This window comes from Pseudonocardia cypriaca (assembly GCF_006717045.1).
GTDB classification, from domain to species: domain Bacteria; phylum Actinomycetota; class Actinomycetes; order Mycobacteriales; family Pseudonocardiaceae; genus Pseudonocardia; species Pseudonocardia cypriaca.
The window spans coordinates 250,451-277,123 of the sequence record NZ_VFPH01000003.1 but is presented as its reverse complement, the minus strand read 5'-3'; the positions used below and the strand labels follow the sequence as shown (position 1 = coordinate 277,123).

General features: G+C 73.2%; 24 protein-coding genes. 14 read left to right on the top strand and 10 right to left on the bottom strand.

Annotation, left to right across the window (positions count from 1 at the left end):
• Positions 1-112: 112 nt before the first annotated feature.
• From FB388_RS33230 to FB388_RS33210, 5 genes are all read right to left on the bottom strand, one after another.
• On the bottom strand, positions 113-1,210 hold the full coding sequence (locus FB388_RS33230; protein WP_142106661.1) for a CaiB/BaiF CoA transferase family protein: 1,098 nt from the start codon (positions 1,208-1,210) through the stop codon (positions 113-115).
• Between the two features lie 143 nt (positions 1,211-1,353).
• Positions 1,354-2,835 carry a MocR-like transcription factor YczR gene (gene yczR, locus FB388_RS33225; protein WP_246122665.1) on the bottom strand — a complete coding sequence of 494 codons (1,482 nt, stop codon included), beginning with the start codon at positions 2,833-2,835 and terminating at the stop codon, positions 1,354-1,356.
• A 59-nt stretch (positions 2,836-2,894) separates the two neighbouring features.
• Positions 2,895-3,164 (bottom strand): hypothetical protein, encoded by a 270-nt coding sequence (locus tag FB388_RS33220; protein ID WP_142106660.1) that lies wholly within the window; start codon positions 3,162-3,164, stop codon positions 2,895-2,897.
• Positions 3,165-3,227: 63 nt separating this feature from the next.
• On the bottom strand, positions 3,228-3,638 hold the full coding sequence (locus tag FB388_RS33215) for a sterol carrier protein (protein WP_142106659.1): 411 nt from the start codon (positions 3,636-3,638) through the stop codon (positions 3,228-3,230).
• A gap of 173 nt (positions 3,639-3,811) precedes the next feature.
• Positions 3,812-4,480 (bottom strand): response regulator transcription factor, encoded by a 669-nt coding sequence (locus FB388_RS33210; RefSeq protein ID WP_142106658.1) that lies wholly within the window; start codon positions 4,478-4,480, stop codon positions 3,812-3,814.
• A gap of 103 nt (positions 4,481-4,583) precedes the next feature.
• Here FB388_RS33210 and FB388_RS33205 point away from each other — a divergent pair, with 103 nt between their 5' ends.
• Both FB388_RS33205 and FB388_RS33200 read left to right on the top strand, forming a co-directional pair.
• Positions 4,584-5,864, top strand: a complete 1,281-nt coding sequence (locus FB388_RS33205; protein WP_142106657.1) for a sensor histidine kinase — start codon at positions 4,584-4,586, stop codon at positions 5,862-5,864.
• Between the two features lie 185 nt (positions 5,865-6,049).
• Positions 6,050-8,818, top strand: a complete 2,769-nt coding sequence (locus tag FB388_RS33200; protein WP_170225960.1) for an SdrD B-like domain-containing protein — start codon at positions 6,050-6,052, stop codon at positions 8,816-8,818.
• Positions 8,819-8,989: 171 nt separating this feature from the next.
• Here FB388_RS33200 and FB388_RS33195 read toward each other — a convergent pair whose 3' ends face one another.
• Positions 8,990-9,592, bottom strand: a complete 603-nt coding sequence (locus tag FB388_RS33195) for a TetR/AcrR family transcriptional regulator (protein ID WP_142106655.1) — start codon at positions 9,590-9,592, stop codon at positions 8,990-8,992.
• A 159-nt stretch (positions 9,593-9,751) separates the two neighbouring features.
• On the bottom strand, positions 9,752-10,120 hold the full coding sequence (locus FB388_RS33190) for an MmoB/DmpM family protein (protein ID WP_170225959.1): 369 nt from the start codon (positions 10,118-10,120) through the stop codon (positions 9,752-9,754).
• 250 nt (positions 10,121-10,370) lie between these two features.
• Here FB388_RS33190 and FB388_RS33185 point away from each other — a divergent pair, with 250 nt between their 5' ends.
• Both FB388_RS33185 and FB388_RS33180 read left to right on the top strand, forming a co-directional pair.
• Entirely contained in the window at positions 10,371-11,477 is a 1,107-nt protein-coding gene (locus tag FB388_RS33185) for an NDMA-dependent alcohol dehydrogenase (RefSeq protein WP_142106653.1), read from the top strand.
• A gap of 11 nt (positions 11,478-11,488) precedes the next feature.
• Positions 11,489-12,445, top strand: coding sequence for a R2-like ligand-binding oxidase (locus FB388_RS33180; RefSeq protein ID WP_142106652.1), 957 nt, complete (start codon positions 11,489-11,491; stop codon positions 12,443-12,445).
• A 6-nt stretch (positions 12,446-12,451) separates the two neighbouring features.
• On the opposite strand, the gene FB388_RS33175 is transcribed toward FB388_RS33180, so the two are convergent.
• On the bottom strand, positions 12,452-13,780 hold the full coding sequence (locus FB388_RS33175) for an FAD-binding oxidoreductase (protein WP_142106651.1): 1,329 nt from the start codon (positions 13,778-13,780) through the stop codon (positions 12,452-12,454).
• 70 nt (positions 13,781-13,850) lie between these two features.
• On the opposite strand from FB388_RS33175, the gene FB388_RS33170 reads away from it, so the two are divergent.
• Positions 13,851-14,684 carry a LysR family transcriptional regulator gene (locus tag FB388_RS33170; protein WP_142106650.1) on the top strand — a complete coding sequence of 278 codons (834 nt, stop codon included), beginning with the start codon at positions 13,851-13,853 and terminating at the stop codon, positions 14,682-14,684.
• Positions 14,685-15,471: 787 nt separating this feature from the next.
• Here the strand turns inward: FB388_RS33170 and FB388_RS33165 are convergent.
• Together FB388_RS33165 and FB388_RS33160 are read right to left on the bottom strand one after the other, a co-directional pair.
• Complete coding sequence (locus FB388_RS33165) at positions 15,472-15,975, bottom strand: SRPBCC family protein (protein WP_142106649.1); 504 nt, start codon at positions 15,973-15,975, stop codon at positions 15,472-15,474.
• Positions 15,968-16,282, bottom strand: coding sequence for an ArsR/SmtB family transcription factor (locus tag FB388_RS33160; RefSeq protein ID WP_142106648.1), 315 nt, complete (start codon positions 16,280-16,282; stop codon positions 15,968-15,970). The genes FB388_RS33165 and FB388_RS33160 overlap by 8 nt, the downstream gene beginning before the upstream one ends.
• Before the next feature lie 269 nt (positions 16,283-16,551).
• Between FB388_RS33160 and FB388_RS33155 the strand changes: the two genes are divergently transcribed.
• Genes FB388_RS33155 through FB388_RS33115 form a run of 9 tightly spaced genes read left to right on the top strand, consistent with a single transcriptional unit; the run spans position 16,552 to position 26,647 of the window.
• Positions 16,552-17,673 (top strand): ABC transporter ATP-binding protein, encoded by a 1,122-nt coding sequence (locus FB388_RS33155; RefSeq protein WP_281290515.1) that lies wholly within the window; start codon positions 16,552-16,554, stop codon positions 17,671-17,673.
• An 8-nt stretch (positions 17,674-17,681) separates the two neighbouring features.
• Positions 17,682-18,461: an MlaE family ABC transporter permease gene (locus FB388_RS33150; RefSeq protein WP_142106647.1), complete on the top strand. Its 780-nt coding sequence runs from the start codon at positions 17,682-17,684 to the stop codon at positions 18,459-18,461.
• 2 nt (positions 18,462-18,463) lie between these two features.
• On the top strand, positions 18,464-19,303 hold the full coding sequence (locus tag FB388_RS33145) for an MlaE family ABC transporter permease (protein WP_142107675.1): 840 nt from the start codon (positions 18,464-18,466) through the stop codon (positions 19,301-19,303).
• Positions 19,300-20,607: an MCE family protein gene (locus tag FB388_RS33140; protein WP_142106646.1), complete on the top strand. Its 1,308-nt coding sequence runs from the start codon at positions 19,300-19,302 to the stop codon at positions 20,605-20,607. Before FB388_RS33145 ends, FB388_RS33140 begins: the two co-directional genes overlap by 4 nt.
• Positions 20,604-21,806, top strand: a complete 1,203-nt coding sequence (locus tag FB388_RS33135; RefSeq protein ID WP_142106645.1) for an MCE family protein — start codon at positions 20,604-20,606, stop codon at positions 21,804-21,806. Before FB388_RS33140 ends, FB388_RS33135 begins: the two co-directional genes overlap by 4 nt.
• Positions 21,806-22,771, top strand: a complete 966-nt coding sequence (locus tag FB388_RS33130) for an MCE family protein (protein WP_142106644.1) — start codon at positions 21,806-21,808, stop codon at positions 22,769-22,771. Before FB388_RS33135 ends, FB388_RS33130 begins: the two co-directional genes overlap by 1 nt.
• Positions 22,771-24,159, top strand: a complete 1,389-nt coding sequence (locus FB388_RS33125) for an MCE family protein (RefSeq protein ID WP_142106643.1) — start codon at positions 22,771-22,773, stop codon at positions 24,157-24,159. Before FB388_RS33130 ends, FB388_RS33125 begins: the two co-directional genes overlap by 1 nt.
• On the top strand, positions 24,156-25,409 hold the full coding sequence (locus FB388_RS33120) for an MCE family protein (protein WP_142106642.1): 1,254 nt from the start codon (positions 24,156-24,158) through the stop codon (positions 25,407-25,409). Before FB388_RS33125 ends, FB388_RS33120 begins: the two co-directional genes overlap by 4 nt.
• The gene (locus FB388_RS33115) at positions 25,406-26,647 is read left to right on the top strand and encodes an MCE family protein (RefSeq protein ID WP_142106641.1); all 1,242 of its coding nucleotides are present in this window, start codon (positions 25,406-25,408) and stop codon (positions 26,645-26,647) included. The genes FB388_RS33120 and FB388_RS33115 overlap by 4 nt, the downstream gene beginning before the upstream one ends.
• Positions 26,648-26,673: the final 26 nt, after the last annotated feature.

The following is a 26,673-nucleotide window of genomic DNA, read 5'->3' as shown; positions in this document are numbered from 1 at the left end:
ACAGCCGTCCCCCGAAGCCCCCGGCGCCTCCCGCGCCGGGGGCTTCGTCGCATCCCCGCGAGTCGCGCTCTGGGTGCACGCGAGTCGCGAAGTTGGCGTGCGCGAGTCGGGGTCAGCGGGACCAGTCGGCCAGCACCTGCTCGACCGGCTCCGGAGCGCCCGGGGCGTCGGGCACCGTGGTCGGGGTGCGCGAGAACCTCGGGGCGGGGGCTGCCTGCGCCACCCCGTCGCGTTCGACGATCGTGCCGCGCGCGGCCAGGTGCGGGTGTGCCGGCACCTCGGCGAAGGACAGCACCGGCGTGACGCACGCGTCGGTGCCGGCGAACACCTCGGCCCACTCGTCCCGGCTGCGCGTGGCGAAGACCTCGGTGAAGCGGGCCCGCAGCTTCGGCCAGCCGGAGGGGTCGTGCTGGTCGGGCAGCTCCTCGCCGTCGAGCCCGAGCCCGGCCAGCAGCGCGGCGTAGAACTGCCCCTCGATCGCCCCGACGGCCACGTGCCTGCCGTCCGCGCAGGTGTACGTGTCGTAGAACGGCGCGTGGCCGTCGAGGAGGTTCGACTCGCGCGCGTCGCCCCACAAACCCTGCCCGCGCAGGCCCCACACGATCTGGACGAGGAGCGAGGAGCCGTCCACCATCGCGGCGTCCACCACCTGCCCCTGCCCGGAGCGCTGCGCCTCCCAGAGCGCGGCCAGCACGCCGACGACGAGCAGCATCGAGCCGCCGCCGAAGTCACCGACGAGGTTCAGCGGCGGAACGGGCCGCTCCCCGGCCCGGCCGATCGCGTGCAGGGCACCGGTGAGGGAGATGTAGTTGATGTCGTGGCCCGCGCGGGCGGCGAGCGGCCCGTCCTGCCCCCAGCCGGTCATCCGGCCGTATACGAGGCGCGGGTTGCGCGCGTGGCAGTCGGCGGGGCCGACGCCCAGCCGCTCGGTGACGCCCGGCCGGTAGCCCTCGAGCAGGACGTCCGCGTGCTCGACGAGGCGCAGCACCGTCTCCCGGCCCGCCGGGTCCTTCAGGTCGGCGGCCACCCGGCGCCTGCCGCGCAGCGTCGGGTCCGGTGCGTCCGGGTCGCCGATCCGGAGGCCGCCCGACGGTCGGTCGACCCGCACGACCTCGGCGCCGAGATCGGCCAGCACCATTGCGGCGTGCGGCCCCGGCCCGATGCCGGCGAGCTCCACGACCTTCAGCCCGGCCAACGGCCCTGTGTTCACGTGCCTCCGCTCCGCTCCGTCGGCTCGCGGGGTCCCGCTCCGCCGGTGCTCGGTCGCTCGTTCCTCGCTCCCTGCGCGCCCTCCCCGCGGGACGGCGCCGGCCCCCTCGCTCGAGGCCGAGGCCACCCTATTCGCAGGTGTGATCACGCCACCGCGATCGGCTCGCTCTCGACGGCGGGGCCCGGGCGGTCGAGGTCGGCCCACGCCGCGGCGAGCCGATCGAGGGCCTCGTCCATCCGGTCCTGCCGCAGCGTGTACGGCAGCCGCAGGTACCGCTCGAACGCCCCGTCCAGGCCGAACCGGGGGCCGGCCGCGAGCAGGACGTCGTGCCGCCGCGCGGCGCTCGTCAGGCGGCTCGACTCGGCCCGGCCGAGATCCACCCACAGGCTCAGCCCGCCGTCGGGCCGCGACGGTCGCCAGCCCGGGAAGGTGCGCGCGATGCGGCCGAGCAGGTGATCGCGCGCCCCGACCAGCTCGCGGCGCCTGTTCGCGACGACGGGGCCGTGTTCGGCGAGCAGCCGGGCGACGGTGAGCTGCTCCAGCACCGGCCCGCCGAGGTCCACGCCCGCTCGGGCGGCGGCGAGCCTGCGCACCATCGCAGCGGACGTGCGGATCCAGCCGATCCGCAGCCCGCCCCAGAACGTCTTGCTCGCCGACCCGATGCTCAGCACGAGCGGTGAGTCCGCGGCGCCGTGCGCGGCGACCGGCGCCACGGTCCGGCCGTCCAGCGCGAGCTCGGCGAGGGTCTCGTCGACCAGGAGGGTGGTGCCCGTCCGCCGGGCCAGCTCCACGAGCCGGGCCCGGTCGGCCTCGTCGAGCAGTGCCCCGGTGGGGTTCTGGAAGTCCGGGATGACGTAGGCGAGCCGCGGCGCGGCGTCGCGCACCGCCGAGGTGAGCAGGTCGAGGTCCCACCGGCTGCCGCCGTCGCCGTCGGGGGCCATCGGTACCGGGACGGGGCGCGCACCACGCGTGGTCACGGCGCCGAGAGCGTTGGGGTAGGTCGGGTGCTCGACGAGAACGCGGTCGCCCGGCCCGGCCAGCACCATGAGGGCGAGGTGGATCCCGTGCACCCCGCCGGCCGTGACCAGCACCTGGTCGGGCGTGGTGGGGAGCCCGCGCGCGGTGTACCGGTCGGCGATCGCGGCGCGCAGCGCGGGCTGGCCGCTGAGGTCGTAGCCGTGGCCGGCCAGCAGGGCGTCGAGGTCCCGGACCGCGGCGGCGGCCGCGGCGCGCAGCTCGGCGCACGGCGCGGGGAGTGCGGCGTGCGCGAGGTCGTACAGCGCGTTGTCGCCCAGTGGGGAGAACGGCGAGGGACCCGCGTCGTCCGGCGGACCTGCGGGCAGCTGCGTCCAGCTGCCGGCACCGCGCCTGCTGCGGAGCACGCCCCCGCCGCGCAGGGTCTCGTAGGAGGTGGCCACCGTGGTGCGGCTGACCCCGATCGCCGCCGCGAGCTCCCGCTCGGCGGGCAGCCGGGTCTGCAGCGGCAGCCTGCCGTCGAGGACCAGCAGCCGGATCCGGTCGGCCAGCGCGTCGGCCAGGCCCTTCCCGTCCGGTGGTCGCCAGTCGCCGAGCATCCGGGCGAAGCTGCGGGCACCGATCCGGCGTTCGATGTCGGTACGGTCCACGCGATCCACTCCGCAGGATTGGCATTGTCGGGGCAGGCCAATCCTAGTGCCCGTGCCGGTCAGCTCGCGGTGACGGCCGGTTTCCACTCCCACTGGCCCCGCGTCAGGACCTCGACCGCGTGGCCACCGTCGTCGCGGCGCTCCACGCGGTAGGCGTAGCGACCGGCCTGCCAGCCCTCCTGCTGGGCGACCGCGCCGAGGGAGGAGCTGGCCCACTGCTGCCACTCGCCGGGATCGGCGGGAGGTGGGTCCGGCACCTCGCAGGCGATGTCCATGAACGGGTGGAAGTTGCCGCGAAGTCCGGTCCACATGCTGACGTCCAGCCACACCGTATCCACAGTGGAGTATCGGCATCAGCCGGTCGGCGTAACCAGCCGTTCACCCGGTCGGCCCTACGCACTCAGCAGATCCGTTCGTCCGGCCGACTCCAGCTGCTCCCGGTAGGGGCCGAACAAGCCCTTCGCCATCGGCAGCACGGTGAGCAGCTTCGCGACCGGCCCCTTGGCCCGGACCTGCCCCTTCGCGAGCGCGACCGGGAGGATCACCTTGCCGAGCCAGAACCGGTTCCCGGTGTCGGCGGTCATGAACAGCTCGACGTTCGGCTCCGGTCCGACGCCGGCGCCCTCGTGGATCTGCGTGTTCGGCATGTCCACGGTGAGCACGGCGTCCGGGTCGGTGTAGGTGATCCGCAGGACGATCCCGGTTGGCCGCAGCTTCTCCACCAGCACCGGGTCCTGCATCCCGCGCCGGAAGACGCCGCCGAGGTACTCGTAGACCTCCGCCTCCTCGCGAAAAGCCGCCACCGCCGCCTCCTCCTACGTCGCCGCCGTGAGGAGTCTTGCCGAGCCTCGGCCGAAGAGGCGAGCCCACGACCGGGCCACGCACGGCCCGTGCGGGCCAACCCCCGTTCCGACGAACGGCGCCTTCGTCGGTACCTATCCGACGAACGAGCCGTTCGTCGGAACGGGGTCGAGGCTCAGCGGGGGAGGCGCGGAGCGTCGTCGAGCAGGCCGTAGCGGCCGGCGAGGGCGGCGGCCTCGATCCGGTTGGCCGCGCCCAGCCTGTGCAGCAGGCTCGCGATCAACCGCTTGGCCGTCCGCTCGCTCACGAGCATCACCTTGGCGATCTCGCTGGTCTCCATGCCGCGCGCGAGCAACGCCCACAGCTGCAGCTCCCGCTCCTCCAGACGCTCCACGATCCCCCGGCCCGCTCGGTCGGCCGCGGCGAGCAGCGCGTCGAGCAGGTCGGCCGGCACGACCCGGACGCCCGCCGCGATCGTCAGCAGCGGCGCGACCAGCACCTCGGGATCGGCCGACTTGGCGAGGAAACCGGCGGCCCCGGCGCGCAGCGCGGCGGTGGCCAGGCCGAGGTCCTCGGTGCCGGAGAGGGCGAGGATCCGGGTGCGCGGATACGCCGCGGCGATCCGCCGGATCGTCTCCACCCCACCGAGCGGTGGGAGCGCGAGGTCGACGATCGCGATGTCCGCGGCCTCGCGCCCGACCAGCGCGACGGCCTGCTCGCCCGCCGTCGTCGATCCCGCCACGACGAAGGTGCTGCCTGCGCGTGACTCGAGCAGCAGTGCGAGGCCCTGCGAGAACAGGGCATGGTCGTCCACGATGATCACCACGTACCGGCCCTCGCGCACGAGAGGACGGTAGTGGCCGCGCCGCCCGCGGCTCGCGTTCCGACCGGGCGAATCGCCGTGTCCGGACGCCGGACTCGCCGACCGGGTGGGAGATGCTGGCGCGATGGACGCCGACGGTCGGGACGTGGCGCTGCGGTCCCTCGAGGAGCGCACCGCCGTCGTCATCCGGCTGCTGGTCGTCTGCTCGGTCGGGCTGGCGCTCGTCGTTGCGCCCGGGCTCGCACGCGGCCGCGCCCCGCTGCTCGGGGCGCTCGTGCTCGCCACGCTCGGGTACGCGCTGGTGCTCGCCGTGGCGGAGTGGCGTGGGCGGCGGCTGGTCCCGCCGCGGCTCGCGACCTCGATCGACGCGGTGCTCGCCCTCGTGGCCTGCGGCCTCACCGGTGGCGCGGAAAGCGTGCTGGTCGCGATCCTGCCGCTCGTCGTGATCGCCGGAGCGGTGCGCGGCGGCGTGGTGCTGGGGCGGCTCGGGGCGCTCGGGCTCGGTGCGGGGTTCACGGTCGCCGCCCTGGTGGGCTCCGACCCGCAGGTGCCGGTCGTCGACCGGTCGCTGGCCGGCGCGTGGTGGACCGGCTACCTCGTCGCGGCCGCCGTGCTCGTCGGGGTGCTGCTGCGGATGCTGGAACGCCAGTACGAGGACGCCGCTGAGTCGCGGGCACAGGCGCGCGCCGAGCACGAGGCGTTCCTGGAGGAGCGCGACCTGCGGGCCCGGCTGCTCGCCGCCCAGCAGGCGCGGCTGGACGGTGTGCGCGTCGTGCTGCACGAGTTCCGAACGCCGGTGGCGTCGCTCACCGCCCTGTCGGCGGACCTCGCCGCCGACCGGCTCTCCGGCGCCGCCCGGGAGACGGCCACCCGCCTGCTCGCCGAGCACGCCCGGCACCTGCGCGACATGCTCGACGGCCTCGCCGACGTCGCGGTGCAGGAGGGGAGCCCGCTCGGGCGGGTTCGCGAGCGCACGGTGCGGCTCGGCGACCTGGCGGTCGCCGTCCTCGACGCGGCGGGCGTCCCCCCGGAACGGCGGGTGGCGCACGTCGAGCCGCCGGACGCCGCTGTGCGGTGCGACCCGCAGCGGCTGCGGCGGGTGCTCACCAACCTCGTCGAGAACGCCGCCCGGATGGGCGGCGACGCCCCTGTCGAGCTGGACCTGCGGCACGCCGACGGGCGGCTGGTCGTGGAGGTGCGCGATCGCGGCCCCGGGCTGCCGCCGGGCCAGGAGGGCCTCGTGACGGCGAAGGGCGTGGCACTCGGCGAGCGGCGCGGCACCGCGGGACTGGGCCTGTGGATCGTCGAGGCGCTGGTGGCGGCGATGGACGGCGAGCTGCGCCTCGTCGCGCGCGAGGGCGGCGGCCTCGTCGCGCACCTCGAGCTCGGCCTGCCCGCTTCCTGACGGCCCGCTCCGCCGGCGCGGTTCCACCCGGGCGGGGGCTCGCCCGATGGTGTTCCGGGCGTTCGCCATTACCAAACGCGACGTACCGTTTTGCAAATTGACCATGCTCCGCCTGAGGGGACATCTTCGTGCCATCGGTCGGCCTGCTGAGGCCTGCGGTTGTCGGTCCCTGCGTGTTGGGCGTAATGCTGCTGGTCCTGGGCGGAGCGGCGCCCGGCGACGCGACCACCGACGTCATGACCAGGGGTGCGTCCTCGCCCTGCACACCCGCGACAGCGACGGATCCGGGTGGGGAGGCGCTGGTCGGCGGGATGGTGCTCGCCGACCGCGGCGGCGACGGCGCGCTGGACCCGGCAGAGGGGGACACCCCCATCGGCGGTGCGCCGGTCGTGCTCACCGGGACCAGCGCGTGCGGTTGCCCGATCGATGAGAGGACCAGCACCGGGCCGGACGGGCGGTACGCGTTCAACGTGCCCGCAGGTACCTACCGGGTCGTCGCCCCGCAGCCGCCGGGGTTCGACGACGGCCCCGACGTCCCCGGCTCGGGCTCGACCGTCGACGGCAACGACGCCTTCCTCGTCGAGGTGGCTGCCGGCGGCACCAGTGACGGCAACTCGTTCGCGGAACTGCCGAGCTCCGGGCTGGGAGGTTCGGTGTTCGACGACGCCGACGGCGACGGCGCGCGCGCCGGGACGGAGCCGGGGATCGCCGATCTCCAGGTGACGCTCACCGGTACCGACGAGGCCGGCAACCCCGTCAGCCTGACCACCACGACGGCGGGGGACGGGGCCTACCTGTTCCCCCGTCTCCGTTCCGGCGAGTACGACCTCACCACGGAGCAGCCATCCGGTTTCCTGGGCGTCACGGCCGTCCCGGGTACCTCCGGTGGCTCGCCTGCCGGCCCGACGGCGATCACCGGTATCCCCCTCGGTCGCGACACCACGGGCACCGGTTACGACTTCGCCGCAGCACGTCCGGCCGGTCTGGCCGGGGCCGTCCTCGACGACGCGGGTGGCGGGGTCGCGGACGTACCGGTCACGGTGAGCGGCCGCACCCCTGGTGGCACGGCGGTCGAGCGTGCGACCAGCACCGCGGCGGACGGCAGCTGGGCGGTGCCCGACCTCCCGGCCGGCACCTACACCGTGCAGGTCCCGCTGCCGCCCGGCTTCGGCGACGGCCCGGCCACCCCCGGCTCCGCAGGCGGTACGCCCAGCGGGCCGAACTCCATCAGCGGCATCAGGCTCGACGGAGGGGAGCAGGCCGACGGCTACGTCTTCACGGTTGCCAGGGCCGCGATCACGGGCAACGTGTTCGTCGACGTCGACGGCGACGGGTCCCGCGACCCGGCGGAGCCCGGGCTCGCGGGCGTGGTGATGACGCTGTCGGGCACGGACGTCGTCGGTCGCCCGGTCGACCGGGAGACGTCGACCGGACCGGACGGTGCCTACCGCCTCGACGGGCTCCTCGCCGGCGATTACTCGATCGCGCAGGCGCAGCCCGCCGGCTACGGCGACGGTGTCGACAGCCCCGGTTCGGCGGGTGGCACGCCGACCGCCGCCGACACCATCGAGGGCATCACGCTCACCGGCGGATCCGTCGCGACGGGCTACGACTTCGGTGAGAGCGGAGCGGAGCTCACCGGTCTGGTCGCGGACCAGGACGGTGGCGGGCTTCCCGGGCTCGCCGTGACGGTGACCGGCACCGACGTCGCGGGATCACCCGTCCACCACGCGACCTCGACGGGCCCGGACGGCACGTGGACGGTGATCGGGCTACCCGCCGGCAGCTACACCGTGTCCGCCGATCGGCCCCCGGGTCACGGCGGGGGGCCCGCCACGCCGGGCACGGCCGGCGGGGAACCCGTCGACGCCAACACGATCTCCGGCGTCGACCTCGGCCCGGGCGAGCGGGCCACGGGCTACCGGTTCGTACGGACCCTGGCGAGCATCGCCGGCAGCGTCTACCTCGACCGGGACCGCGACGGCGTGAAGGACCCCGGCGAGGCCGGGGTCGAGGCCGCCACCGTGCAGCTGACCGGCACCGACGTCACGGGCGCCGATGTCGACCGCACGGTCATGACCGACGCGAGCGGGACCTACCGGGTGGATCGCCTGCTCGCAGGGGAGTACCGGATCACCGAGGTCGGGACGGACGAGTTCGCCGGGGCGCCGGACCAGGGCGGTGAGGTGACCGTGCCGGCAGGCGAGTCCGTCCGGGGGCCGGACGCCGCCGTCCACGGCGCGACGCTGAGCGGGCGCGTCGTCGACGAGGCCGGCGCGGGCGTGCCGGGGCTGACGGTGACCGCCTCCGGCTCGTCCGTGCGGGGACGGGCGGTCGAGGGCAGCGCGACGACCACCTTGGACGGCAGCTTCGTGGTGTCGGACCTGCCGGCAGGCCGCTACACGCTCACGGCGGAGCAGCCGCCCGGACACGGTGACGGCCCGGACGAGCCGGGCGCCGCGGGCGGCGCGACCTCGGGGCCGAACAGCATCTCCGGGATCGTCCTCGCTCCGGGCCAGGACGCCGACGGGTACCGGTTCACGACCACGTTCGCCTCGATCGGCGGCAGCGTGTTCTCCGACCTGAACGGCGACGGGACGCGCGGCGGCAACGAGCCCGCGATCGCGGACGTCGTCGTCACCATCACCGGGACGGACGTCACCGGCGCGGCCGTCGAGAGACGGGTGACGACCGACCCGGACGGCGGCTACCTCGTCGACCGGCTCCTCGCCGGTACCTACACCGTCACCGAGACGCCTCCACCCGGGTACATCGGCGGCGCCGCCCGGCCCGGCACGGCCGGTGGGGTGGCCGCCGGTCCCGACACGATCACCGATGTCGAGTTGCCCGGCGGCGCCGACGCGCGCGGCTACGAGTTCCACGAGCGGTGCGCGTGCCCCGTCGCGGCATCGGCCGCACCGCCCCCCGGAACGGGGCCGGTGAGCGCGCGTTAGCTAGTGCCCCGCCCCGAAAGGTTCACCACGTAACTCAGCGGCCCAGACGCCCGCTGGCCGCGTTGCCGCACGAGCCGAGTACGCCCGGTACGAGGCTCGTGCGGCGCCTTGCCAGCGAACGCCTGGATCCACCGATTTACGCGCCAACCTTCCGGGGCGGGGCACTAGCGGTCAGCGCGGCACCCCGCGGCGGCCCGGCAGCCCGTCGAGGAGTAGCCCGACGAGCTCCTCGGCGACGTCGCCGCTCATCCGCCTGCCGAGCAGCACCCGGTAGAAGAGCGCGCCGGCGACCACCTCGTGGAGCAGCTCGGTGTCCACGTCGTGGCCGATCTCGCCGCGGTCCGCCGCGTCGCGCACGATCCGCTGCAGCGCATCGCGGTGCGGGTGCAGGAGTGCGTCGAGCAGTTCCCCGGCCGTCCCGTCCTGGACGAGGTCGGCCACCACTCCGGGGAGCGCCGCGCCGACCGCGGACCGGGCGTAGCAGTCGACGACCGCCTGGACCGCGGCGCGGACGTCCGTGCGCAGGTCGCCGGTGGGCTCCACGGGGGCAGGCGTCGACCCGGAGCGGATGGCCTCCACGGTCAGCGCGCTCTTCGTGGGCCACCAGCGGTAGATGGTCGTCTTCGAGACGCCGGCCCGGGCGGCGATCCCCTCGACCGTGAGCCGCGTGTACCCGACCTCGGTGAGCAGGTGGAGGGTGGCGTCCAGGATGGCCGCGTGCGCGTGCGTGCTGCGGGGCCGGCCACGGCGGTCCTCGGCAGGGTCGGTGGACATCGGGGTCCCTCTCCTCCGGTCGCCGGGCCGATGCTCGCTGCGCGTAGCAGGTCACCGACCTGTGGCCGACCCGGTCGTGGTGGGTTGGCCCGACAGGCCGTCCCGGGTCGGCCATCGCCTGTGCCCGGCGTGAACGCTAGGCGCTATAGCGCAGCGTCATCATACGGATGCGCTACGCAACGACGTGGAGGTCGTGCCGGTCGGGTCGCCGACCACCTCGCCTGGATCGGTCCAGCCGCCCGGGATCGCGGGGTCCGGCGCCCAGGTGATCGCCTCGGCGGTGCGGCGCATGAGGCCGACCGACGAGACGACGATCGCCTCCAACGCGCACAGCCCGAACCGCGGGCCCAGGTGCCAGCGCAGGCTCCGTTCGGTGGCGAGCAGGCAGCGCGGGGCCAGCACGTACACGTGGCTGCCGCAGTCGACCACCTGGACGGGGGCGGCCGGGTTGTCGTCCCGGATCGCGGACACGACGAGATCCACCCGTCCGCCGGCGGCCGAGAGCGCAGGACCGACCAGGTTCCCCACCGTCTTCCTTTCGTCGCCGTGCTGTCGCGGGAAGGTGCCCGTCGGTCGAGGGGTTGCCGCGGGATGGCCGGGAGGGTTGCACGCCATGGCGCATCGGCACGGAACGCACGCCGGGATGCCGCTCGATCGGGTCGGCTCATGCAGCCGTCCGCCGGCTCGCGACGCTCGGACGGGTGCTCTGGCACCCGCGGGCCAGTGCAGGAACCCGTGGGCCCCTGTGCGCGGACGTGATCGCGGTCATGCTCGTCCCATGAAGACCACGGCAGCGGTGCTCTGGGAACTCGGCGGCAAGTGGGAGGTCGACGAGGTCGACCTCGACGGCCCGCGCGCGGGCGAGGTGCTCGTGGAGCTCGCCGCGAGCGGCCTGTGCCACTCCGACGAGCACCTGGTCACCGGTGACCTGCCGGTCGCGTACCCGATGGTCGGCGGCCACGAGGGCGCCGGCCGGATCGCCGAGGTCGGGCCGGGCGTCACCGAGGTCGAGGTCGGCGACCCGGTCGTCATGACGTTCCTGCCCAGCTGCGGGCGCTGCAGCTACTGCGTGCGCGGGTACACGGCCCTCTGCGACGACGGCGCGGGCGCGACGCTCGGCCCGCAGCTGGACGGCACGTACCGCTTCCACGCCCGAGGCGAGGACGTCGGGCAGATGTGCCTGCTCGGCACGTTCGCCAAGCACACGGTGGTGCCGGTCAAGTCGGTCGTGAAGATCGACGAGGGGTTCCCGCTGCACCTGGCCGCGCTCGTCGGCTGCGGGGTCACCACCGGCTTCGGCTCCGCTGTCCGCACCGCCGACCTGCGCGCGGGCGACACGGCCGTCGTGATCGGGGTCGGTGGCATCGGCGCCAACGCGGTGCAGGGCGCGCGGATCGCCGGTTGCCGCTACGTCGTGGCGGTCGACCCGGTGGCGTTCAAGCGGGAGAAGGCCCTCGAGCTGGGCGCCACGCACGTCGCGGCGAGCATGGACGAGGCCTGGAACACCGTCTCGTCGATCACCCGTGGCCAGCTGGCCGACGCCGCGATCCTCACGACCGGCGTCGCGGAGGGCACGCAGCTGCAGCCCGCGCTGCAGCTCGTCGGCAAGCGGGGCCGGGTCGTCGTCACGGCGCTGGGACACCCCGGCGAGGACACGGTGTCGATGTCGCTGCTGGACCTCACGCTCTACGAGAAGCAGGTGCGCGGCGCGCTCTTCGGCAGCTCCAACGGCCAGCACGACGTGCCCCGGCTGCTGGAGATGCACAACCTCGGCCAGCTCAAGCTCGCCGAGCTGATCACGCGCGAGTACGCGCTCGAGGAGATCAACACCGGCTACCAGGACATGCGCGAGGGCCGCAACATCCGCGGCCTCATCCGATTCTGAGGAGGACGACGATGTCCCGAGCGGTTTCCCAGCGCACCGGCTTCACCAGCCTGCGGAAGGGCGGGATCAACTTCGACTCGTTCCCGATGCGGCTGTTCACCAAGGGCAACGGCCGCCACTGGAACCCGGCGGACATCGACCTGAGCCAGGACGCCGCCGACGTCGCGGCCATGACCGACGACGAGCGCTGGTGGACCTGCTCGCTCGCCGCGCAGTTCATGGCGGGCGAGGAGTCGGTCACCCAGGACCTGCAGCCGTTCCTCGCCGCGATGGCCGCCGAGGGCCGGCTCGCCGACGAGATGTACCTGACCCAGTTCGTGTACGAGGAGGCCAAGCACACCGAGGCGTTCCGCCGCTGGTTCGACGCGGTCGGCATCACCGAGGACCTGCACTCCTACATCGCCGACAACGAGCCCTACCAGCAGATCTTCACCAAGGAGCTGCCGGAGAGCCTGCAGACGCTGGCGCACGACCCGTCTCCGCGCAACCAGATCCGCGCCTCGGTGACCTACAACCACATCGTCGAGGGCACGCTCGCCCTCACCGGCTACTTCTCGTGGCAGAAGATCTGCGCGAGCCGCGGGATCCTGCCCGGGATGCAGCAGATCATCAAGCACATCGGCGACGACGAGCGCCGCCACATGGCGTGGGGCACGTTCACCTGCCGCCGCCACGTCGCGGCCGACGACGCCCTGTGGGACGCCGTCGACGAGCGGATGCAGGAGCTGCTGGTGCCGGCGATGGGCGTGGTGACCGCGACGTTCGAGGGGTGGGACGGCCCGCCGCCGTTCGACGTCGACATGAACGAGATGGCGGAGTACGCGATGGACAAGGTCGGCCGCCGCCTCGGCGCGATCGAGACGGCCCGGGGCGCGGACCTGCGCGTGATCGACCTGGACGCCAGCCCCGAGGCCCTCGAGGAGCGGTTCCACGCCGAGGACGCCGCCCAGCTGCAGGCCGTCGGCTGACGCGGGTCACGCGGCGCGCCCGTGGTGGGTGCGGAACACGTCGCCGGGGTCGACGGCGCGCTTGACCGCCGCGAGCCGGGCGACGTCCGCCGGCAGGTAGCCGGTGGCCAGCTGCTCGGCGGTCACGTCCGGGCCGGACAGGAAGTTCACGCACACCCCGCCGGTGCTCCACGGCGCCATCGCCGTGAACAGCCGGTCCAGCGCCGCGTGCACGGCAGGCGCCCGGTCCGGCTCCGCCACCCCGCCCGCGTACAGCACGAACTCGCCGTCCCGCCGGGCCAGCGCGCTCGGCACCGCGCCGGGCCGGGCGAGCGCGCCACCCATGAGCCGCAGCTCGACGAGGTACGGCGCGTCCGCGCCGGGCCCGGCGTGGCGCAGCAGCTCCGCGACCGCGGCGGCGTCGAGGGACGCGAGCATCGTGTTGCGGCCGTGGAACGGCACCGGCGTCGTCGGCTCGGCGTGGATCGAGCCGACCGCCGAGTACGGCATCTCCGCGACGGTGTCGGTCACCGGCCCGAGGTCGCGGAACGGCCGCACGAGTCGTTCCCCGTCGGCCGCACTGCCGGTGAACGCGAACCGGACGTGGACCACGTACCGGCCGCGCAGCGCGTCGGGCAGGAAGGGCAGGTCCGGCATCCGGATCAGCAGGACCGACGAGCCCATGGCCTCGGGCGCGGTCCGCGTCCACTTCGCCCAGGTGGTGAGCGCCCGCTCCGCGTCGGCGGCGGCGAAGTGCATCCCGCCCCCGTACAGCCGCGCGACCGGGTGCAGGTCGATCTCGATCGCGACGACGACGCCGAGCGTGCCCTTGCCGCCCCCGCGCAGCGCCCAGAACAGCTCGGTCTCCTCGGTGGCCGTCGCCCGGCGCAGCACGCCGTCGGCCGTGACGACCTCGAGCGCCCGGACGTGGTCGACGGCCCAGCCCAGGCTGCGCCCGAGCATCCCGATACCGCCGCCGAGGTGGTAGGAGACCACCCCGACCTCCGGCGATGAACCGTTGACGGGAGCCAAGCCGTGCTCGGCGGCCGCGCGGACCAGCGCGCCGCCGCGGACGCCCGCCTCGACCCGTGCGGTGCGGGCGACCGGGTCGATCGTGATGCCGTCCATCCGGGAGGTGTTGACCAGGACGACACCGTCGGCGCTGCGCGACGGGCCGTGACCGGTCGCCTGCACGGCGACCCCGAGCCCGCGTCGGGTGGCGTAGCGGACCGCTGCGACGACGTCGTCGACGGAGGTGGCGGGAACGACGACCTCCGGCTTGTGGCCGACGGCGAGGTTGTAGCCGGTGCGCTCGCTGTCGTAGCCGGGGTGGGCGGCGGTGAAGAAGTTCGTCATGCCCCGACTATCTGCGCGCTGACCTGCGCGAACAACGACGAGATCGGCATGGACTGATAACGTGGAGGTTATGGAACGGCGAGAGATCGAGATCTTCCTGACCCTCGCCGACGAGCTGCACTTCGGGCGCACGGCCGAGCGGTTGCTCGTCTCGCAGGCCCGGGTGAGCCAGACGATCGCGAAGCTGGAACGGCGGTTCGGGGTCGCCCTCTTCGAACGCACCAGCCGGCGCGTCGCCCTCACGCCCGTCGGCGCCGCGCTCCGCGCCGAGGTCCGCGCCGGCCACGACCGCATCGAGAAGGGCATCGCGGCGGCGGTCGCCGCGGGACGCGGAGTCACCGGCACGCTCGCGGTCGGACTGGAGGCACCCGCGGTGGCCGAGCTCGCCGCGGACGTGTTCGCCCGGTTCCGGGCCCGGCACCCCGGCGTCGAGGTCGTGTTCCGCGAGGCCGGTTTCACCGATCCGCTCGACCTGCTGCGCGCCGGCGAGGTCGACGTCACCGTCACGAACGCGCCGGTGGACGAGGAGGGGTTCGAGCAGGGCCCCGAGGTCTACCGCGAGCCCGTCGTGCTCGCGATGGCACGCGGGCACCGGCTGGCGGGCCGGGAGACCGTGACACCGGCCGATCTCGACGGCGAGACCGTGTTCCGCGCCGGCCGCCGCGCCGCCCCGTACCGGCGGGAGCCCGACCGCACCGCCGCCACCCTCCTGGAGCTCATGGCGCTGCTCGCGGCAGGCGAGGGGGTCTGTCCGCTCGCCGCGCACGCCGCCGACTACTTCGCCCGCCCGAGCCTGGTCATGGTGCCGTTCGCGCCCGGCTCGCCGCCGGTGAGCTGGGTGCTGTGCTGGCGACGTGGGCAGCGCACCGCCCGCGTCGCGTCGCTGGTGGCGGTGGTCGAGTAGCGAGTGCGTGTGTGCCCCGGGCCGCCGGGTCGTCGCGGGCGAGGTCTCCTGGCTCCAGGTCTGCCTTGTCAGGGCCTCCTGTCTCGAGGTCTGCCTTTCGAGGGCCTCCTGGCGGCGCCGCGCATTGTGCGGGGCCGCCCCTCACAGCTCAAGGGCGCCTTCGGCGTCGCTGCGCGATCGCTGCGCGACCCTTGACCTGCGAGCCTCTGCGGCCCCTGAGGGCAAGCAGTGCGGGCAGGCCCAAGGGCCTGCCCTCTTGGTGCGCGGCGCCGCCAGGAGGCCGGTGTCGGGCATCTTCCTGCGCTCGCACACCGACTTCTGCGCTGACACACCGATTGCAGTCGGTGTGTGAGCACCGAAGTCGCTGTGTGACCGACTTCCTCGGCCGTTTTGCCCGTTTCTGTGTGGGAGGGAATCCTCGATCATGGTGGTGAGACCGCCTTCGGTGGCGCCGCGCGCCGAAGGGGCTGGCCGTGGGCCTGCCCGCGAAGCGGGCCTTCAGGGGTCGTAGAGGCTCGCGGGTCAAGGGTCGCGTAGCGATCGCGGCAGCGACGCGCAGCGCCCTTGAGGCGTGAGGGGCGGCCCGCACGATGCGCGGCGCCATCGAAGGCCCGGCGGGGGGTTGCCAGGATGGTGCGCGACGCCATCGAAGGCCTGGCGGGGGATTGCCTGGACGGGCGTGCCGCCACCGCAGGCCTGGTGGGAGGTGGCCTGGCGAGGCGTGCCGCCACCGCAGGCCTGGTGGGAGTGGACCTGGATGATGCGCCGGCCTACTCGACCACCGGTGCTAGGCCCAGCTCGGGTAGGCCGGGGCCGCTTCGGCGTACCGCTCACCCCAGTTCGGGAGCGGGGCGTCGCCGAGGTGGGCTTCGAGGCGGTCGAGGAACGCGTGGGTGCCGGGGATGAACCCCTGCGCGTTGCGCACGGACAGGCCGCGGTGGGTGAACGTGAGCAGCGTGCCGGTGCCGTCCTCGGCGAGCTCGTAGCGGACGACCCCGTCCTCGACGATGCGCTGGCGCCACTCGTGCTCGAGCACGTGCGGTGGGTCCCAGACGAGGATCCGGCCGGTCATGCGCTTCGCCTCGACGGCGGCGGGCGGATCGGTGGCGACCATCTCGATGGTCCCGCCTGCCCTGGCGTCGATGGTGGTCTCGCCGAACCAGGCCGCGCGCTCGGCCGGGTCGGTGAGCGCGGCCCAGACCGCGGCGACGGGGTGGGGCAGGTGGCGGCGGAAGGTGATGGTGGCGTGGTCGCCGTCGATCTCGAGGTCTCCGTAGCGCTGGTCAGTCATCTCTGCTCCGTTCTGCGAGGTGTTGCTCCAGGGCGTCGAGGTGGTCGCTCCAGTACCTGCGGTACCGGCTGAGCCAGCTGTCGATCTCGATCAGCCGGTCGGCGCGCAGCGAGTAGATCCGGCGCTGCCCGTCCGGCCGGACCTCGACGAGGCCGACCTCGCGCAGGATCCGGAGGTGCCGGGACACGGCGGGCTGGGTGAGCGCGGGGAGGCTCGCCACGAGCTCGCCAGCGGGCCGCTCGCGCTCGACCAGCAGGTCCAGCAGTACCCGCCGATGGGGCTCGGCCACGGCCTCGAACACGTCCACGCCAGAAGTATCACATCAAACGTATATACGTGTCAACGGATATCTCTGGGAGTGAAGATCGCTGCCGGTCAGGCGCGTTCTGAGCACCGACAGCTACCGAGTACTGCGCCTGGACGCCCTGCTACGGTCCGATCGGAGCAACTGTTGCTCGGTCCCTGACTCGCGAGTAACCCACCTCGGCGGGTGTCGTTGTCCCGTTGTGGGCCGCCGCCGCCCCAGTTCAACGCCAGCGTCGGCACGGCTCACCGGAAAGGTTTCAGGAGGCGTCGGTGGCGGGTGTCGAGGTGAAGGTCGAAGGGCTGTCCAAGTCCTTCGGGCGCGCCAACATCTGGTCCGACGTCACGCTCACGCTCCCGCCCGGCGAGGTGTCGGTGCTGCTCGGCCCGTCGGGCACGGGCAAGTCGGTGTTCCTGAAGACGCTGATCGGCCTGTTGAAGCCGGAGCGGGGCTCGATCGTCATCCACGACACCGACCTGGTGCGCTGCTCCGAGTCGCGGCTGTACGAGCTGCGGAAGCTCTTCGGCGTGCTGTTCCAGGACGGCGCCCTGTTCGGCTCCATGAACCTCTACGACAACATCGCGTTCCCGCTGCGCGAGCACACGAAGAAGTCCGAGTCGGAGATCCGGGACATCGTCGAGGAGAAGATGGCGATGGTCGGGCTCACCGGTGACGAGGACAAGCTGCCCGGCGAGATCTCCGGCGGCATGCGCAAGCGGGCCGGGCTGGCGAGGGCGCTAGTGCTCGACCCCGAGATCATCCTGTTCGACGAGCCGGACTCCGGCCTCGACCCGGTGCGCACCGCCTATCTCAACCAGCTGATCATCGACCTGAACGCGCAGACCGACGCCACGTTCCTGATCGTCACCCACGACATCAACACGGCGCAGACGGTGCCGGACAACATCGGGATGCTCTACCGCAAGCACCTGGCGATGTTCGGGCCGCGCGAGGTGCTGCTGACCTCGGAGGAACCGGTCGTCGCGCAGTTCCTCAACGGGCGCCGCGAGGGCCCGATCGGCATGTCGGAGGAGAAGGACACCGCCCAGGCGGCCCGCGAGATGGCGGAGGCGGGTGAGCTGGAGGGCCTGCCCCCGCTCAAGCCGCAGCTGCAGCCGAGTACCGGGGTGGGGGAGCGCCGGGCGGTCGGGCGCAGGCGCGAGCGGGTGCTGCAGATGCTGCACACCCTCCCGCCCGCGGCGCAGCAGGCGATTCGCAACAGCTACGCGCAGGACGACATGTCCGCCGACCCGCCGACCGGCCCGATCCCGCGGCCCGTGCCGCGGCCGCGGTACGCCTCCGGGGACCACGTCCCGGACCAGCCGACCGAGGTGATCGGCGGCTTCGACCCCGGCTACGACGACCCGGCGTCCCGCGACCGGGATCGGTCCTGAGGCAGCCGATGACCGCTCCCGCCCCGATCACCCGTGCCCTCACCCCGGTCGGCCGGCTCTTCGGCCTGGGCATCGCCGTGGTGCGCAACACCTTCCGACCGCCCTTCCAGCTGGCCGAGTTCATCGAGCAGACCTGGTTCGTCACCAAGGTCTCCGCGCTGCCGACGGCACTGTTCACGATCCCGTTCGGTGCCACGATCGCCCTGCTGCTCGCCGAGCTCACCCGCCAGTTCGGCGCGCAGAGCCAGACCGGAGCGGGCAGCGTGCTCGCGATCGTGCAGCAGGCGGCCCCGATCGTCACGGCGCTGCTGATCTCGGGTGCGGGCGGTAGCGCGGTCTGCGCAGACCTGGGCGCGCGCACGATCCGCGAGGAGATCGCCGCCATGGAGGTGCTGGGCATCTCCCCGATCCAGCGCCTCGTGGTGCCCCGCGTGCTCGCGATGGCCACCACGGCGGTTGTGCTCAACGGGCTGGCCAGTGTGGTCGGCGTGGCGGGCGGCTACTACTTCAACGTCATCGTGCAGGGCGGCACGCCCGGGGCGTACATCGCGAGCTTCTCCGCGGTGGCCCAGGTCTCCGACATCCTCGTGAGCGAGTTCAAGGCGTTCCTGTTCGGCTTCACGGCCGGCGTCGTGGCGGCCTACCGGGGCCTCAACCCGCCGCCGGGGCCCAAGGGCGTCGGCGACGCGGTGAACCAGTCCGTCGTGATCTCGTTCGTGCTGGTGTTCCTGATCAACCTGGTGCTGACGGGCCTGTACCTCGAGCTCGTCCCCCCGAAGGGGTCGTGACGTTGGCACTGCTGAACGGCCGGGCGCGGCGTGCGGTGAACGCCCCGTTGGACGTCCTCGACCAGCTGGGCGACCAGCTCTCCCTCTACGTGCGCGCGATCGCGTGGACACCGCGGACGCTGCGCCGCTACCGGGGCGAGATCGGGCGCCTGCTCGCCGAGGTCAGCTTCGGGTCCGGCGCGCTCATCGTCATCCTCGGCACGGCGGGCGTGATGCTGTCGCTGTCGCTGTTCGTCGGCAGCCTCGTGGGCCTGCAGGGCTTCCGGGCGCTCGACTCGCTCGGCGTCGAGGCGCTCACCGGCTTCATCACGGCCTACTTCAACACCCGGGACATCGCCCCTCTCGTGGCCGCGGCCGCGCTGACGGCCACGCTCGGCGCGGGCTTCACCGCACAGCTGGGCGCGATGCGGATCTCGGAGGAGGTCGACGCGCTGGAGGTGATGGCGGTGCCCAGCGTGCCGTTCCTCATCACCACCCGCATGATCGCCGGCGTCATCGCGATCATCCCGATGTACACGATCGGCCTGCTGGCGAGCTTCGCCGCCTCCCGGCTGAACGTCACGTTGATCAACGGCCTCGCCGGCGGCACGTACGACCACTACTTCAACCTGTTCCTGCCGGTCACCGACGTCCTGTACTCGTACCTCAAGGTGATCATCTTCGCGATCGTGATCATCCTGATCCACTGCCACTACGGGTACACCGCGCGCGGTGGCCCCGCGGGCGTCGGCATCGCTGTGGGCCGCTCGGTGCGGCTGTCGATCGTGAGCACCGCGATCCTCGACTTCTTCCTCACGCTGGTGCTGTTCGGCACCGAGACCTCGGTGCGGGTGGCGGGATGAGACGTCGCTTGCAGGGGCTGCTGTTCGTCGTCGTGCTGCTGGCACTGGTCGCGCTGTCGATCGGCGAGTACGCCGGTGCGTTCGACCGCGGGGTGCCGGTCACGCTGCAGGTGGACCGCGTCGGCAACCAGCTCGCCGAGAAGGCCGACGTCAAGGTGCGCGGGCTGGACGTCGGGCGCGTCACGTCCGTCACCACCAACGGCGCCGCGGCCACGGTCGAGCTGTCCATCGACCCGGACAAGGTCGACCTGATCCCGTCGAACGTCTCCGCGCGGCTGGTCCCCAAGACGCTCTTCGGCGAGCGGTACGTCTCGCTCGTGCTGCCCGACGGCCCGAAGGCGCAGCCCCTCTCGGCCGGCGACGTGATCCCGATGGACCGCAGCGCGTCCGCCCGCGAGCTGGAGCGGGTCCTCGACGGCCTGCTGCCGCTGCTCACTGCCGTCGAGCCGCAGGATCTGGCCGTCACGCTCGGCTCGATGTCGCAGGCCCTCGAAGGGCGCGGCGAGAACCTGGGGCAGACGCTGGTGAACCTGCAGCAGCTGACGTCGGGGCTGCGCCCGTCGATCCCGGACCTGCAGGCCGACATCACCGAGCTCGCCGACTTCGCCGCCAACGTGGACGAGGCCGCTCCCGACCTGCTCGACGCGCTGGAGGACTTCACCGTCACCAGCCGCACCGTGGTGGAGCAGCGCGCCCAGCTGCGCGAGCTGCTGACCAGCGTCACCGAGGCGTCGGACGACCTGCGCGGGTTCCTCGACGCGAACGGCGACAACATCGTCGCGCTGGCCGACTCGGCCCGCCCCACGCTCGCGACGCTCGCCCGGTACGCGCCCGAGTTCCCGTGCCTGTTCAACCAGCTGGCCGGGCTCGTCCCGCGGCTCGACGAGGCGTTCGGCGCCGGCAGCGACAGCCCGGGCCTGCGCGCCACGATCGAGATCGTCGCCAGCCAGGGCAAGTACATCCCCGACCAGGACGAGCCGCGCTACCTCGACGACCGCGGCCCGCGCTGCTACCCGATCATGATCCCCGGCCAGGACCAGCCGCCGGACGGCCCGTTCGAGGACGGCACCGAGCCGCACGACAACCCGCCGGTCGGCACCCAGTTCGGCGACGCCGAGGACTTCGACGCGGTCCCGTCCTCCTACTCCGGCGCCGACATGGGTGTGCCGAACTCGCCGGGTGAGGTCCAGGTCGTGAACGAGCTGCTCGCGCTCCAGCAGGGCACCTCCCCCGAGGCGGTGCCGGCGTGGAGCACGATGCTCGTCGGGCCGCTCTACCGCGGGACCGAGGTGAAGCTGACGTGACCCGGCTCCCGGTCGGCCCGCTGGTCAAGTTCCTGTCGCTCGCGGTGGTGGTGGCGCTGTGCACCACCGTGCTCGCCCTGACCATCGCCAACGCCTCCGGCGGCGCGCGCACCAGCTACACCGCGCGCTTCACCGACGCCAGCGGCCTGCTGCCCGGCGACGACGTCCGGATCGCGGGCGTGATCGTCGGCAGCGTCGACGACGTCCGGATCGTCGACCGGCGGTTCGCCGAGGTCGAGTTCAGCGTGGCGCAGGACCAGCCGCTGCCGGCCTCGGTGGGGGCGTCGATCCTCTACCGCAACCTCATCGGGCAGCGCTACCTGGCGCTCGAGCAGGGCGCGGGCCCGGCGGGCCGGACGCTGCCCGCGGGCGGCACGATCCCGGTCGAGCGCACGCGCCCGCCGCTCAACCTCACCGTCCTGTTCAACGGGTTCAAGCCGCTGCTCACCGCGCTCGACCCGGAGCAGGTCAACCAGCTCTCGTTCGAGATCATCCAGGTGCTGCAGGGCCAGGGCGGCACCGTCAAGAGCCTGCTCGCCCACACCGCGTCGCTCACCAACACCCTCGCCGACCGCGACGAGGTGATCGGCCAGGTGATCAACAACCTGAACGCGGTGCTCGAGACCGTGAACGCCCGCGACGGGCAGCTGTCGGAGCTCATCAGCTCGCTGCAGGCGCTGGTGTCCGGGCTCGCCGAGGACCGCGAGCCGATCGGCGACGCGATCGTGTCCATCGGGGAGCTCACCGACGTGACGGCCGGGTTCCTGGAGGACGCGCGGCCCGCGCTGCGCGACGACATCGGGCACCTCGGCGACCTCGCCGAGAACCTCAACGCGCAGGACGAGCGGCTCGAGCAGACGATCAAGAACCTGCCGCCGAAGCTCAAGAAGGTCATCCGCGCGGGCAGCTACGGCAGCTGGTTCAACTTCTACCTGTGCGGGGCCAGCGGCAAGCTCGGGCTCTCGCCGTACATCCTGCAGTTCGAGGTCCCGGTGTTCACCAGCGGCCAACCCCGGTGCGGCGCCGACCCCGACGGCGGGGACAGCGGCAACACGGACTCGCTCGCCGGGCTGCCCCTGCCCGACCTGCCCCTGCCCGACCTGCCGCTGCCGGTCGGCGGCTCCGGCGAGTCCGGCGTCCCGAACCTCCCCGCCCCCGACCTGCCCCTGCTGCCCGACCTGTCCCTCGGGGGTGGCTGATGCCGGGCACCCGCAACCCCGTCGCGACGGCGGTCATCGGCCTGCTGGTGATCGGGCTCGTCGTGGTGCTCGCGTTCAACGGGCCCGCGCTCTTCGGCGGCGGCACCACGTACAAGGCCCAGTTCCGGGAGGCGGCCGGCCTCTCGGCGGGCGACATGGTCACCGTGGCCGGCGTCGAGGCGGGCCGCGTGCAGGACGTGGAGCTCGAGGGCGACCACGTGCTGGTCACGTTCAAGGTCACCGACGCGTGGGTGGGCGACCGCACGTCGGCGTCCATCCAGATCCGCACCCTGCTCGGCGCCAAGACGCTCGCCCTCGACCCGCAGGGTGACGACGAGCTGCGGCCCGACCGGACCATCCCGCTCTCGCGCACCTCGTCGCCGTTCGACGTGGTCGAGGCGTTCGACAGCCTGTCCGGCACCCTCGACCAGGTCGACACCGGGCAGCTCGCGCAGAGCCTGAACACGCTCTCCGACACGTTCCGCGACACCCCGCCAGAGATCCGGGGTGCGCTCGACGGGCTCTCGCGCCTGTCCACCACGATCGCCAGCCGGGACGAGGAGATCCGCAGGCTGCTCGCGGGCACCCACCAGCTCGCGGGCGTGCTGGCCGACCGCAACGACGAGATCGAGAAGCTGTTGGAGGACGGCAACCTCCTCCTCGGCGAGCTCCAGCGCCGCCGCGAGGCGATCAGCAAGCTCCTCGACGGCACGATCGCGCTGTCCGAACAGCTGCGCGGGCTCGTCGCCGACAACGAGGAGCAGCTGCGGCCGACGCTCGAACAGCTCGACCGGGTGGCCGCGCTGCTGCAGCGCAACCGCGACTCGCTCGGTGCCGGCATCCGCGACCTCGCGGTCTTCGTGCGGCTCTTCGCGAACGCAACCGGCAACGGCGAGTGGTTCGACAACTACGTCTGCGCGCTGCTCCCGCCCTCGGTGGGCCCGATCAACCCCGGCGGCTGCTGATGGCTCTCAACCCGACCGACCGCAGGCAGCTGCAGCTCACCGGGCTCGTCGCCGTGATCGCCGTGCTGGTGGCGAGCGGCCTCTACCTCGTGATGCAGGGCCCGACCCGGATGGTCACCGCCTACTTCACGTCCGCGACCGGCGTGTTCGAGGACAACTCCGTGCGCGTGCTCGGCGTGCCGGTCGGCGACATCGTCAGCATCAACCCCGAGGGCACCCGCGTGCGCGTGGAGATGCGCATCGACGACCCCGACCTCAAGCTCCCGGCCGACGCGAAGGCCATCGTCGTCTCGCCGAGCCTGGTGACCGGCCGCTACGTCCAGCTCGCCCCCACCTGGTCCGGTGGCCCGGAGCTGCAGGACGGCGCCGTGATCCCGGTCGAGCGCACCGCGGTGCCGCTGGGCGTCGACGACCTCGCGCGCACGGCCGACCAGCTGGCCAGGGCGCTCGGGCCGGACGGCGTCAACTCCCAGGGGGCGCTGTCGAACGCGCTCGACGTCGGTGCCGCCAACCTCGACGGCAACGGCCGGGCGCTGAACGACACGATCCGCAACCTCGGCGAGCTCTCCGGGACCCTCGCCGACTCCCGCGAGGACCTGTTCGGCACGGTGCGGGAGCTGCAGTCCTTCACGTCCATGCTCGCCTCGAACGACAGCGAGGTGCGCGAGTTCAACAAGCGGCTCGCGGACGTCGCCGGGTTCCTCGCCGACGAGCGCGGCGACCTGGCCACCGCTGTGCGGGAGCTGTCCATCGCGCTCGGCGAGGTGGCCGACTTCGTCCGCGACAACCGGGAGCTGGTGGAGTCGAACGTCGACCGGCTCACCGACGTCACCGAGGTGGTCGTCGACCAGCGCAAGGCCCTCGCCGAGGTCCTCGACGTCGCGCCGACCGCGCTCGGCAACCTGGCGCTCGCCTACAACGGCTCGTCCGGCACCCTCGACACCCGGGCGAACCTGAACGAGCTCTCGATGCCGATCCCGGCGCTGGTCTGCGAGCTGCTGCGGCGCAGCGGCCCGGTGCCGCCCGAGCTCGCCACCGCGTGCGGGAAGCTCGCCCCCGTCCTGGACGGCCTCGTCCCGTTGCCCACCGCGGCCGAGGTGATCACGTCGTTGCAGAACGGCCAGCTGCCGCCCGTGCCAGGGCTCGCGCTGCCCACCGAGAAGGGTGCCTCGGTGGCCCCGCAGCCGGCGCTCCCACTGCCCGGCCTGCCCACCCCGAGCGCGCACCCGGAGGGGGAGCGGGCGGAGCCGACCGCCGAGAAGACCGGGGAGAAGCCACGGCCGGAGTCGACCCGGCGGGCCGAGCCGGACGACGACCAGGACACCGAGCAGGACGAGCCCGACGAGCGGTCGGGCGGTCTCTCGGGGCTGTTCGGGGGTGGCCGGTGACCCGCCGCGTGCTCGCCGTCGCCACCACCGCCGTGCTGCTCACGAGCGGCTGCGGCGTGCTGTCCGGCGGCCTGCGGGGCGCCGACCTGCCGGGTGGCGCGAACCTCGGGGACGACCCGTACCGGCTGACGATCGAGTTCACCGACGTCGTCGACCTGGTGCCGCAGTCGCTGGTGAAGGTCGCCGACGTGCCGGTTGGCACCGTCGGCGACATCAAGGTGGGCCCCGACTGGACTGCGGAGGTCACCGTGTTCGTCAACGGTGACGTCGCCCTGCCGCCCGACGCCGAGGCCCGCGTGCGCACCACGAGCCTGCTCGGCGAGAAGTTCGTCGAGCTGCTGGCGCCGGAGAACGCCGCGGCCGGCCGGATCGCCGACGGCGCAACCATCCCGCTGCTGCGCACCAGCAGGGCAGCGGAGGTGGAGGAGGTGCTCGGCGCGCTGTCGCTGCTGCTCAATGGCGGGGGCATCGCGCAGATCCGGACCATCGCGAACGAGCTGAACAAGGCGCTCACCGGCAACGAGCCGGAGATCCGCGCGCTACTCGACGACCTGAACGCGCTCGTCGGGGCGCTCGACGACCACAAGTCCGAGATCACCCGGGCCATCGACGAGATCAACCGCCTCGCCGGCACCTTGCGCGACCGCAAGGGGCAGATCGAGACGGCGCTCGAGGACCTGCCGCCGGGCCTGCGCGAGCTGGAGAACCAGCGCGCGCAGCTCGTGGACATGCTGCAGGCGCTCGACCGGCTCTCGGGGGTCGCCACCGACGTGGTCAACCGCAGCCAGGAGGACGTGGTCGCCGACCTCGAGCTGCTGAGGCCGGTGCTGGCGAAGCTCGTCGAGTCCGGGCCCGACCTGGTGAACTCGCTGAGCCTGCTGCCCACCTTCCCGTTCAGCGACGGGACGGTCGACGCCTTCGCGGGCGACTACTCCAACCTGTACGCCAAGCTCGACCTCGACCTGAGCGACCTGCTGCAGAACATGGCCCGCTCCGGTGAGCCGTTCCCCGGCCCGGACGGGCCGCTCGGGATGCTGCCGCCCACATCGCAGCTGCTCGGACCGCTGCTCGGCCCGACGAGCCCTTCGCTGCCGGACTTCCCGCTCCTCGGCGAGGGCGACCTGCTGCCGTTGCCCGGTGAGATCCCGGCGACCCCGAGCCGCGACCCCGATGCACCCGAACGGTCCACCACCCCCGAGCCGACCCGCGGCGGGCTGCTCGGCGGCCTGTTCGGAGGTGGTGAGGGATGATCACCAAGGTCATTCGGCTGCAGCTGGTGGCGTTCCTGCTGATCACCGTCATCGGGGTCGGCTACGCAGGCTTCCGGTACGCCGGCTTCGGCAACCTGTTCGGCACCACGACCTACCCGGTGCGGGTGCAGCTCGCCCAGTCCGGGGGGATCTTCACCGGCGCCGACGTGACGTACCGGGGCGTGAGCGTGGGCCGGGTCGGCCCACTGACGATCATCCCCGAGGGCGTCGAGGCGCAGCTCGACATCGATCGCGACGCCCCGGCGATCCCCGCAGACGTCGACGCGGCCGTCCACAACCTCTCTGCGATCGGCGAGCAGTACGTCGACCTGACGCCGAAGAGCGACGGGGGACCGTACCTCCGCGACGGCTCGGTGATCCCGGTGGCGCGCACGAGCACGCCGGTGCCGGTCGAGCAGCTGGTCGTGAGCCTCGACGACTTCGTCCGGTCGGTGCCGCTCGACTCCCTGCGCACCGTCGTCGACGAGCTCGGCGACGCCTTCTCCAACACGGCGCTGCCGCTGCAGAAGCTCCTCGACACCACCAACGCGTTCACCGGGGACGCCGTGGACGCGCTGCCGGAGACGACCCGCCTCATCGAGGACGGCCGCACGGTGCTCACCACGCAGAACGAGGTCTCCGGTTCCTTCCGCAGCTTCAGCGAGGACCTCTCACTGCTCGCCGCCCAGCTGAAGGAGTCCGACCCGGACCTGCGCAGGCTCCTGGAGACGGGCCCCGAGGCGTCCACCCAGATCAGGGGCCTGCTGCGGGAGAGCGGCAGCGGCCTCGGGCAGCTCGTCGCCGACCTGCTCACGATCTCCCGCGTGGCCGAGCCGCGCCAGGCCGCGCTCCGGCAGATCCTCGTGACCTACCCCGGCGTCACCACGACGACCTACACCGTGGTGCCCGGCGACGGCACCGCCCACCTCGGGCTCGTGCTCTCGAACCTGTTCGACCCGCCGCCCTGCACCCGGGGGTACGAGGGCACCGACCGCCGTCCCGGCAGCGACGTGTCGGACGCGCCGATCAACCGCAAGGCATACTGCGCCGAACCCCCGGGCAGCCCGATCGACGTCCGCGGGGCGCAGAACGTCCCGCACGCCAAGACCCCGACGCCGCCGGCCGACGCCCCGTCCGGGCCACCGCGAGGTGGCCTGCCCGCCGGCTCCGCGCCGATCATCCCCGACCGCGTCGGTTCGCTCCCCCCGCTCAGCTCCCTGGCCCAGATCCTCGACTGACCCCCTGGACACCGCGCCGACCCGAC

Bases quoted from the DNA above. Each gene is read 5' to 3' on its own strand.
- FB388_RS33195 (WP_142106655.1), bottom strand. From the start codon at position 9,592: ATGTCCACCGACCCTGCCGAGGACCGCCGTGGCCGGCCCCGCAGCACG.
- FB388_RS33205 (WP_142106657.1), top strand. From the start codon at position 4,584: ATGGACGCCGACGGTCGGGACGTGGCGCTGCGGTCCCTCGAGGAGCGC.
- FB388_RS33140 (WP_142106646.1), top strand. From the start codon at position 19,300: ATGAGACGTCGCTTGCAGGGGCTGCTGTTCGTCGTCGTGCTGCTGGCA.
- FB388_RS33185 (WP_142106653.1), top strand. From the start codon at position 10,371: ATGAAGACCACGGCAGCGGTGCTCTGGGAACTCGGCGGCAAGTGGGAG.
- FB388_RS33180 (WP_142106652.1), top strand. From the start codon at position 11,489: ATGTCCCGAGCGGTTTCCCAGCGCACCGGCTTCACCAGCCTGCGGAAG.
- FB388_RS33170 (WP_142106650.1), top strand. From the start codon at position 13,851: ATGGAACGGCGAGAGATCGAGATCTTCCTGACCCTCGCCGACGAGCTG.
- FB388_RS33165 (WP_142106649.1), bottom strand. From the start codon at position 15,975: ATGACTGACCAGCGCTACGGAGACCTCGAGATCGACGGCGACCACGCC.
- FB388_RS33150 (WP_142106647.1), top strand. From the start codon at position 17,682: ATGACCGCTCCCGCCCCGATCACCCGTGCCCTCACCCCGGTCGGCCGG.
- FB388_RS33125 (WP_142106643.1), top strand. From the start codon at position 22,771: ATGGCTCTCAACCCGACCGACCGCAGGCAGCTGCAGCTCACCGGGCTC.
- FB388_RS33130 (WP_142106644.1), top strand. From the start codon at position 21,806: ATGCCGGGCACCCGCAACCCCGTCGCGACGGCGGTCATCGGCCTGCTG.
- FB388_RS33175 (WP_142106651.1), bottom strand. From the start codon at position 13,780: ATGACGAACTTCTTCACCGCCGCCCACCCCGGCTACGACAGCGAGCGC.
- FB388_RS33200 (WP_170225960.1), top strand. From the start codon at position 6,050: ATGCTGCTGGTCCTGGGCGGAGCGGCGCCCGGCGACGCGACCACCGAC.
- FB388_RS33115 (WP_142106641.1), top strand. From the start codon at position 25,406: ATGATCACCAAGGTCATTCGGCTGCAGCTGGTGGCGTTCCTGCTGATC.